We start from the raw sequence: 8,474 nt of genomic DNA on the forward strand, positions 1-8,474 counted from the left end.
GGGGCGGCGGCGGACCGGTGTGCAGCCGGCCCCGGAGGACCGGCGGTTGACTGTGCCACGGCGCTGACTCACCCTGCCGTTTCCGGGTGGCTGCGCAGGTAGCCCCCCATGGTGCGGAAGTAGTCGGTGGCCGCCCACTCCACGCCGTCCTCGGTCCTGACCCGGGTGAGCAGCAGCCCGCGGCTGCGCCCGCGCCGGGCCTCGGTGCCGGCGACGATCACCACGCCGTCGCCCTCCTTGATGAAGATCCGCCCCGGCGTCCCGCCGTAACACCCCCGGGAGAGCCCGGCCGCCACCACTTCGAGGCGCTGGCCGCGGTGGTAGGTGTAGGCGTGCGGGTACGGGTGGGACTGCGCGCGGACCAGTCGCTCCAGGTCCTCCGCCGGCCAACTCCAGTCGATCCGGCTGTCTTCGAGCGAACGCTTGTGGAAGAAGCTGGCCTTGGCCTGGTCCTGTGGCGTCCACTCCGCCTTGCCCGAGTCGATCAGTTCCAGGGCTTCGGTGACGATCGGGGCGATCAGCTCCACGGTGGCGTGGAAGAGGTCGGTGGCGGTGTCGGTGGGGCCGACCGGCACCGACCGCTGGAGGAGGATGTCCCCCGCGTCCAGGGTGGCGTCCATCCGGTGCGCGGTGACGCCCACCTCGGGCTCGCCGTTGATGAGCGCCCAGATGATCGGCGAGAAGCCGGCGTAGCCGGGCAGCAGCGAGTCGTGCACGTTGAGCGTGCCGTGCCGGGGCAGGTCGAAGATCTCCGGCGGTATCCAGGTGCGCCAGTTGTTGGCGACGATCAGGTCGGGAGCCAATGCGGCGAGCTGCTCGGTGAGTTCGGCCGTCGGCCGGTTGGCCAGAACGACCGGGACGTCGTGCTCCGCCGCGAGGTCGGCCACCGAGTCGTCCCACACCTTCTCGTACACGTGGTCGCTCTTGGGGTGGGTCACCACCAGGCACACCTCATGGCCTGAATCCAGCAGCGCGCGCAGGGTGCGATGCCCCCAGGTCTGGTAGCCGAACATGGCGATCCGCATACAGCAGCTCCCTCGGAATGGGGTGACACTCCGTCATACGACGGCCGAAGCGGCGTGGACGGAATCAGCCACACCGCCGTTGCAAGGCAAGGCTAACCTTACCTAGGATTGCCCCGGCTAGGGAGGCGATGCTGCGTTGAACCATGTCAGCCGCGACACGGAAACCATCTATGACCTGCTAGGAATCGGCTTTGGGCCGTCCAACCTGGCGCTTGCCATAGCGATCGAGGAGTACAACACTCACGCCGGGAATCAGGACCGCGTCCACGCCCGCTTCCTGGAAAAACAGGACACGTTCGGCTGGCACCGGGGGATGCTCATCGACGATGCGACGATGCAGGTGTCCTTCCCGAAGGACCTGGTCACCATGCGGGACCCGACCAGCGACTACAGCTTCCTCAACTACCTGAAGGAGCAGGGGCGACTGGTCGACTTCCTCAACCAGAAGACGCTCTTCCCGCTCCGCATCGAGTTCCACGACTACTTCGAGTGGGCGGCCGGCCGGATGGCCCACGCGGTGGACTACTCGGCCGAGGTGACCGCCGTGACTCCGGTCACGGTCGACGGGGAAGTCCGCTACTTCGACGTCACCAGCCGCGAGGGGAGCACCCTCCAGGTCCGGCGGACCCGGGACATTTGCGTGGCGACCGGCATGCAACACCACGTTCCCGCCGAGGCCCCGCTGTCGGAACGGGTCCTGCACAACCGCGACTTGGTGCCCCGGGTGGCCGAACTGGCCGGGCAGCAACTGCACCGGGTGATCGTCATCGGCGCCGGCCAGTCCGCCGCGGAGACGGTGGGCTACCTGCACCGCTCCTTCCCCGAAGCGGAGGTGTGCGCCGTCTTCGCCAAGTACGGCTACACGCCGGCCGACGACAGTCCGTTCGCCAACCGCATCTTCGACCCGGAGGCGGTGGACGCGTACTACCAGGCACCGCGCCAGGTGAAGGACTCACTGCTCGGCTACCACCGCAGCACCAACTACTCGGCGGTGGACCTGGAGTTGATCGAGTCGCTCTACCGCACCCAGTACCAGGAACGGGTGCAGGGGAAGGAGCGGCTGCGCATGCTCAACGTCTCGCGGCTGCGCTCGGTGGAGTCCGACGCCGACGGCCTGCGGGCCACCGTGGAGTTCTTGCCCACCGGCGAACTCCAGGTGCTCGAAGCCGATCTGCTGGTGTACGCCACGGGCTACCGGCCGCCGGACCCAGGGCCACTGCTCGGCGCGGCCGACGCGCTGTGCCAACGCGACGAGCAGGGCGCGCTGCGCGTCACCCGCGACCACCGGATCGCCGTCGCCGACCACGTCACGGCCGGCATCTACCTCCAGGGGGCGACCGAACACACCCACGGGATCACCTCGACCCTGCTCTCCCACACGGCCGTCCGGGTGGGCGAGATACTCGACTCGGTCCGCAGCCGCCGGCGCAGACCGCAACCGTCGGCCGCCCACGGCTGACCGAACCCGGGACGGCGGGGCCCGCCCCCTCCTGGCTACTGCCCCGCCGTCCCGCCACCCGTCCGCGACGCCACGCAGGTCAGACCGCGGGCGGTGCGAATACGGTGGGCGGTTCGAACCAGGCCGGTCCGTCGCTCATCGCCAGTTTGATCCGGGACACCACGAACTCCTCCACGTCCGGCAGCGCGTCGACGGCGAACCAGCCGACCTCAAGCGACTCGTCGTCATTGACCCGTGCCTCGCCGCCTACGGCGCGGCATTGGAAGCAGATGTCGACGAACTGGCAGACGTCGCCGTTGGGGTAGGTGACCGGCTCCCGCTGGCTCTGCACCAGCAGCAGCCGCTCGGGCACGACCTGCACCGCGGTCTCCTCGAACACCTCGCGCACCACCGTGTCCGCGGGCTGCTCCCCCGGTTCCGGGATGCCCCCGATCAGGGACCAGCGACCGTTGTCCGCCCGCCGGGCGAGCAGCACCCGCCCGTCGTCGTCGAAGACGACACCACTCACCCCTGGCAACAGAAGCAACTGGTGACCCGCGGTGGCCCGCAGCGTGCGGAGGAAGTCTGGGATAGGCATGGCACCGAGCGTAGCCCGTGCCGCCCCGGACGGGGCCTGCCGCTATGCCAGACCCCCGCCCCCGGACGGGCCCAGTCACCACCCACCGGGCAGCCACCCCTTTTGCCGCCGTCCACCACACCGGCCCGACGCCCCGCCCGTCCTGCTCGGCCAGGCAGGCGCACCGTCCTGCCCGGCCCGCACCCCGGCCCCGCCCGCCTGGCCCGGCGCCCGCCCCGTCCCCACCCACTTCGTCAAGGCTCCACCCACACCCTCAAGGTCACCCCACACCGTCGCCGCATCGTTTCTGCGCAGGATGTCCACAACCTAGCGGGCAGCCGCTACGGTGGCCCAAAGTCCTAGCCCGCAGGCGGCGTTCTGCCGTCCGGCGGTGCCCGCTTCGACTCGGGGGGTCGACGGGGATGGTCACTTCGGCCGTAACACCCGTGCTCACGGCGCGCCACGCGGCCGACCGGGCCGGCGTGATGGTGCTCGGTTCGTGCGCGGTCTGGGCGCTGTGCTGCGCCGCCGGGCGTACCGCCCGTCCGGAAGGCGTGCTGCTCGCGGTCCTCGCGGTGGCCGCCGGATACGCCGGCGGCCGGGTCGTCGGCGCACTGCTGCCGGTGGCGGCACCCGCTGCCGCGGCCCTGGCCGGCCTCGGCCTGTTGCTGAGCGCACCGCACCCCGGGCCGACGGCCGCACCGGGGCAGGCCGCACTGCTCGCCGCGTACACCGCACTCGCGGTGGGCGCCGCCTGCTGCGCGAGTTGGGCCGGTCGGCGGCCGGCGGTGCGCGTCGGGGGCCTGCTGCTCGCGGCGGCCATCGTGGGGACGGCCTTCACGGTCGGCTCGGTCACCGCTGGGCTGGCCGGCACGGCCGTCCTGTTGTGCTCGATGGCCGCGGCCCGGGTGACACGCCGGCTGGTCGGCCTGCTCGGTCTCGCCCTGTGCGCGGCGCTGGCCGTGGGCGCCTCCTGGGCCACCGCCGAACGCGCGCTCCCCGCCGGCCTGTCCGTCTCGCTCCAAGGTCAGGTCACCGAGGAGCGGGTGCGGCTGTGGCAGGACGCGCTGGAGATCGTCGAGACCAGCCCGGCGCGCGGCGCGGGCCCCGGCAGGTTCACCGAGTTCAGCCCGACCGCGCAGCAGTCGGCCCAGCCGGCCGACCGCCCCTACTCGGCCCCCTTCCAACAGGCCGCCGAGCAGGGCGTACCGGGCGTCGCCCTGCTCGGGGCCGCGTTCGGCTGGATGCTGTACGCGCTGTGGTGCTCGGCCCGTACGACGCCGGTGGTGCTCAGCGCGGGAGCCGCCCTCACCGCGATCGCCGGCACGGCGGCGGTGGCCAACGTGCTCAGCTTCCCCGAGGTGACCGCGGGCGCCGGGCTACTAGCCGGCATGGCAACGGCCCGTCTGATCAGCGAGGACGCCAGCGCCCGCAGGCAGTGCCCGGCCACACCCTGAGCCCCGCGCCACCGGCCCCACGCGCGCGCCGCCTCCGCGGCTACGGTGCGCCGGCAACCAGGCGCCGTACCAACTCAGCCGGTGCGGAAAGTACGGGCCCGTAGGCGTCGGCCCAGAGGCGTGAGCCCGTACGTATCGGCCCGTACGAACAGTGAAACGTGCCGCTCAGGCCGGGGACGGACGGCCGTTGTGGCCCTTGCGCAGGCCGAGTCGTTCGCGGATGACGCGCACCGCGGCCTCCGCGTCGTCGACGGTCACCGTGAAGGTCCGGCCGTCGCCGAGCCTGACCACCAGGCCCTCGCCGCGCCGCACGACCACGGCCGTGCCCTGGTGGGGCCGCCAGCGGTAGCCCCAGCCGCCCCACTGGCGCGGGGTGACCCGGGGCGCGAACTCGGCGCCGATCACCTGCTCCAGCGGAATGCGACAGCGCGGCAGCCCGATGTGCCCGCAGCGCACCTCCAGCGCCTCGGCGTCCACCCGCACCGCCACGTGGACGAAGGCGAGGGTGCCGAACAGCATGAGCAGGCCGGCCGCAACACAGCCGATCACCGACATCAGCAGGGGTGCGAGCCCCGAGGTCCAGGCGGAGGCCACGGCGAGGTCGATGCCGAGCGCCAGACAGGCCGCCCCGATCGCGGCCAGCGGCCATTGCAGACGGTTGGTCGCCCGCCCGGTCCACACATCGGCGCCCGACCCGACCGCCCCCGCGTACTCGTCCTTGGGGTGGTCCCTCATACCGTGCAGCCTACGCGCGCGACCGCACCCCGGCACCGATCGGCGCGGCATCGAGCCACCCGTGGCGCCCCCGTTCGCCAGCCGCGCCATGCGGCCCGTACACCGGATTTCGCCGGGTCAGACCGCGCTCACCCGGACCAGCGAAGCGCCCTCCGGATAGGCCAGTGCCTCGGCCGGCAGCGCGGCCTCGCGCCCGCTGAGCAGCACCGTCAGGGCGCCGGTGGGAGCGGCGTCGGGGGCCGGCAGCGCGCCGATGCGCCGCAGCGCCTGCGCCGCCACCGCCTCCGCCGAACCGAGCAGCGTCACCGGCACGCCGGCGGCGGCCTGGGCCGCGCGCTGGATGCGCTCTTCGACCAGTTCGTAGTGGGTGCAGCCGAGCACGACGCTGGTTACGCCCGCTGGAGTGAGCCCGGCCGCCGCGCCGACGGCGGCGTCGATGGCCTGGTCGTCGGCGTACTGCACGGCGTCGGCGAGCCCCGGGCAGGGCACCTCGGTCACGCTCAGGCCGGCCGCGAAGTCGCGGATCAGCCGGGTCTGGTACGGGCTGCCGGTGGTCGCCGGGGTCGCCCAGATGGCCACCGGGCCGCCGCCGGCCGCGGCCGGCTTGATGGCCGGCACGGTGCCGATCACCGGAAGCGCCGGCTCCAGCTCGGCGCGGAGCGCGGGCAGCGCGTGCACGGTCGCGGTGTTGCAGGCGACGATCAGCGCGTCGGGCCGGTGCGCGGCGGCGGCCCTGGCGCAGGCCAGCGCGCGCTCCGTGATGCCCTGGGGGGTGCGCGGGCCCCACGGCATCCCGTCGGGGTCGCTGGAGAGGACCAGATCGGCGTCGGGCCGCAGCCGGTGGAGGGCCGCAGCGGTGGCCAACAGGCCGAGGCCGGAGTCGATGAGCGCGATCTTCACTGCCGTACGCCTCGCAAGAGCGGTCCGCCTCCTTGAGCAGGCCGGGCCGCACGCCGGCACCGGCTGCGCCCCATGGCCTCGGGCGCCACGCCACCTCGGCGCGGCACCAGGCCACTTTAATCGATGGCGTCGTTCCCCCCGTCGCCCGACCGGTGGCGACCGCTCGGGTGACCCGTCGCCGCCGGGGCCGCCGGCGCGGGGTGCCGGGAGGTTCCGCAGGCCGCTTCGCACCCGGGCCGGGGCCGCTTCGCACCCCGGGCGGGGCCGGGCGCCGCACCGGTTCGCGGCTGATGCCCCCCGCGCGGCGTTCGCTGCGGCAGACTGCCACGGATGAGCGCGCTTACCTGGATCGCCATAGCCTCGCTGGCCGCCTGGGCCTGGCTGCTGCTGGGGCAGGGGTGGTTCTGGCGTACGGACGTCAGGCTGCCCCCGTACCGCGCGGAGGGGGAGGGCCCCTGGCCCACGGTGGCCGTCGTCGTGCCCGCGCGGGACGAGGCGGAGGTCCTGCCGATGAGCCTGCCGTCGCTACTGGAGCAGGACTATCCGGGGCAGGCGGTGGTCTTCCTCGTCGACGACGGCAGCAGCGACGGCACCGCGGACCGGGCCCGTGCGCTGGCCGACGACAGCAAGGGGCTGCCGCTGGTGATCGCCTCGCCCGGCGAACCCGAGCCCGGCTGGACCGGCAAGCTGTGGGCGGTACGACACGGCATCGAACTGGCCAGGGCGCAGGTCGAGCCGGAGTACCTGCTGCTCACCGACGCGGACATCGCCCACGAACCGGACAGCCTGCGGGCGCTGGTGTGCGCGGCGCGCGCCGCCGACCTCGACCTGGTGTCGCAGATGGCGAGGCTGCGCGTGCACACCGCCTGGGAGCGGCTGATCGTGCCGGCCTTCGTGTACTTCTTCGCCCAGCTCTACCCGTTCCGCTGGGTCAACCGGCCCGGTGCCAGGGCCGCCGCGGCGGCGGGCGGCTGCGTGCTGCTGCGCACCGAGGCCGCCGAGCGGGCCCGGGTGCCCGAGAGCATCCGGCAGTCGGTGATCGACGACGTGGCGCTGGCCCGGGCCGTCAAGCGCGCCGGGCGACCGGCCGCGGAGCGGGCCGGGGCGGGCCGGGGGTCCGTCGCGGCCGGCCGGGGCCGGCGGGCGGGCGGCGGGCGGATCTGGCTGGGGCTCGCGGAGCGGGTGGACAGCGTGCGGCCCTACCCGCACCTGCGCGAGCTGTGGCAGATGGTCGCCCGCAGCGCGTACGCGCAACTGCGTCACAACCCGCTGCTCCTGCTCGGCACCGTCCTCGGGCTCGCCGTGATCTATCTGGCGCCCCCGGTCGCGGTGTGCGTCGGGGCGCTCCAGGGCGAGCGCACCACCTGGCTGGTGGGCGCCGTGACCTGGGCGGTGCTGGCCGGCAGCTATCTGCCGATGCTGCGCTACTACCGGCAGCCCGCTTGGTTGGCGCCGCTGCTGCCGTTGATCGCGCTGCTGTACCTGCTGATGACGGTGGACTCGGCCGTCCAGCACTACCGCGGCCGGGGCGCGGCCTGGAAGGGGCGTACCTACACCCGTCCCGAGGCCGCGCCGTGAGCCGTCGGACGCGCCGACCCCCGATGGACGCCGCCGGACCCCACCGGTCCGGCGTCCGCCTCACTTGCGGCCGGGCGTCCAGTTCATGCCCCAGCCGTACGCGTGGTCCAGGGTGCGCTGGGGGCTGACGCCACGGTCGGGCACCAGGTAGCGGGCCTCGCGCTGGACGACGAGGTCACCGTTGTGGTTGGTGATCAGGGCCAGCGCGCAGACGTTGGACGGCACGGTGCACTCGTCCAGCGAGAAGTCCACCGGAGCGCCGTGCTGCGGGCTGAGGGTGACGGTGGCGTTGAGGTTGGCGAAGCTGCGGGCGCCCTCGTAGATGGTGACGAAGACCAGGATGCGGCGGAAGAGGTCCTTGGCGTCCAGGTTGATCGTCAGGTTCTCGCCCTCGCTGCGGGCGCCGGTGCGGTCGTCCGCGTCGAGGTGGATGAAGGGCGGCTGGTGCAGCGCGCCGAAGGAGTTGCCCAGCGCCTGGACGACGCCCTTGGAGCCGTCGGCCAGTTCGAAGAAGGCGCCCAGGTCCAGGTCGAGGTCGGAGTGCAGGGCCATCACCTTGCCCAGCTTCTGGCCCCAGCTCTTGAACTGCTTGTGCACCTGCCAGTTGAGGTTGACCCGCATCACGCCCGAGGTCCCGCCCTGCTTGGTGAGCGAGACGGTGGGGGTCTCCTTGGTCAGCGTGACCTTGGTGAGCCGCACCGGCGCGCCGGCCGGGGCGGCGGGCGGGGCCGGCGGCGCCGCGGCGGGGGCGACCGGGGCCGCGC

8 protein-coding genes are annotated in these 8,474 nt (G+C 73.3%); 3 read left to right on the top strand and 5 right to left on the bottom strand.

Features of this window, described 5'->3' with window-relative positions; translation table 11 throughout:
* Positions 1-68: 68 nt before the first annotated feature.
* Positions 69-1,025 carry a methionyl-tRNA formyltransferase gene (locus tag ACMA1D_RS29980; protein WP_414727133.1) on the bottom strand — a complete coding sequence of 319 codons (957 nt, stop codon included), beginning with the start codon at positions 1,023-1,025 and terminating at the stop codon, positions 69-71.
* Positions 1,026-1,161: 136 nt separating this feature from the next.
* Here ACMA1D_RS29980 and ACMA1D_RS29985 point away from each other — a divergent pair, with 136 nt between their 5' ends.
* A complete protein-coding gene (locus ACMA1D_RS29985; RefSeq protein WP_414727134.1) occupies positions 1,162-2,484 on the top strand; it encodes a lysine N(6)-hydroxylase/L-ornithine N(5)-oxygenase family protein in 1,323 nt (440 codons plus the stop codon).
* A gap of 79 nt (positions 2,485-2,563) precedes the next feature.
* Here the strand turns inward: ACMA1D_RS29985 and ACMA1D_RS29990 are convergent, their stop codons facing one another.
* Positions 2,564-3,061, bottom strand: a complete 498-nt coding sequence (locus ACMA1D_RS29990) for an NUDIX hydrolase (protein WP_414727135.1) — start codon at positions 3,059-3,061, stop codon at positions 2,564-2,566.
* 425 nt (positions 3,062-3,486) lie between these two features.
* On the opposite strand from ACMA1D_RS29990, the gene ACMA1D_RS29995 reads away from it, so the two are divergent.
* Complete coding sequence (locus ACMA1D_RS29995) at positions 3,487-4,497, top strand: O-antigen ligase family protein (protein ID WP_414727136.1); 1,011 nt, start codon at positions 3,487-3,489, stop codon at positions 4,495-4,497.
* A gap of 165 nt (positions 4,498-4,662) precedes the next feature.
* On the opposite strand, the gene ACMA1D_RS30000 is transcribed toward ACMA1D_RS29995, so the two are convergent.
* The gene (locus tag ACMA1D_RS30000) at positions 4,663-5,232 is read right to left on the bottom strand and encodes a hypothetical protein (protein ID WP_414727137.1); all 570 of its coding nucleotides are present in this window, start codon (positions 5,230-5,232) and stop codon (positions 4,663-4,665) included.
* Between the two features lie 117 nt (positions 5,233-5,349).
* Positions 5,350-6,132 carry a glutamate racemase gene (locus tag ACMA1D_RS30005; RefSeq protein ID WP_414727138.1) on the bottom strand — a complete coding sequence of 261 codons (783 nt, stop codon included), beginning with the start codon at positions 6,130-6,132 and terminating at the stop codon, positions 5,350-5,352.
* Between the two features lie 330 nt (positions 6,133-6,462).
* On the opposite strand from ACMA1D_RS30005, the gene ACMA1D_RS30010 reads away from it, so the two are divergent.
* Positions 6,463-7,710, top strand: a complete 1,248-nt coding sequence (locus ACMA1D_RS30010) for a glycosyltransferase (RefSeq protein ID WP_414727139.1) — start codon at positions 6,463-6,465, stop codon at positions 7,708-7,710.
* 60 nt (positions 7,711-7,770) lie between these two features.
* Here the strand turns inward: ACMA1D_RS30010 and ACMA1D_RS30015 are convergent.
* A partial coding sequence (locus tag ACMA1D_RS30015) for a TerD family protein (protein ID WP_414727140.1) occupies positions 7,771-8,474 on the bottom strand: 704 nt, incomplete at its 5' end.

It is taken from the genome of Streptomyces sp. 796.1, assembly GCF_047525675.1.
Classification (GTDB): Bacteria; Actinomycetota; Actinomycetes; order Streptomycetales; family Streptomycetaceae; genus Streptomyces.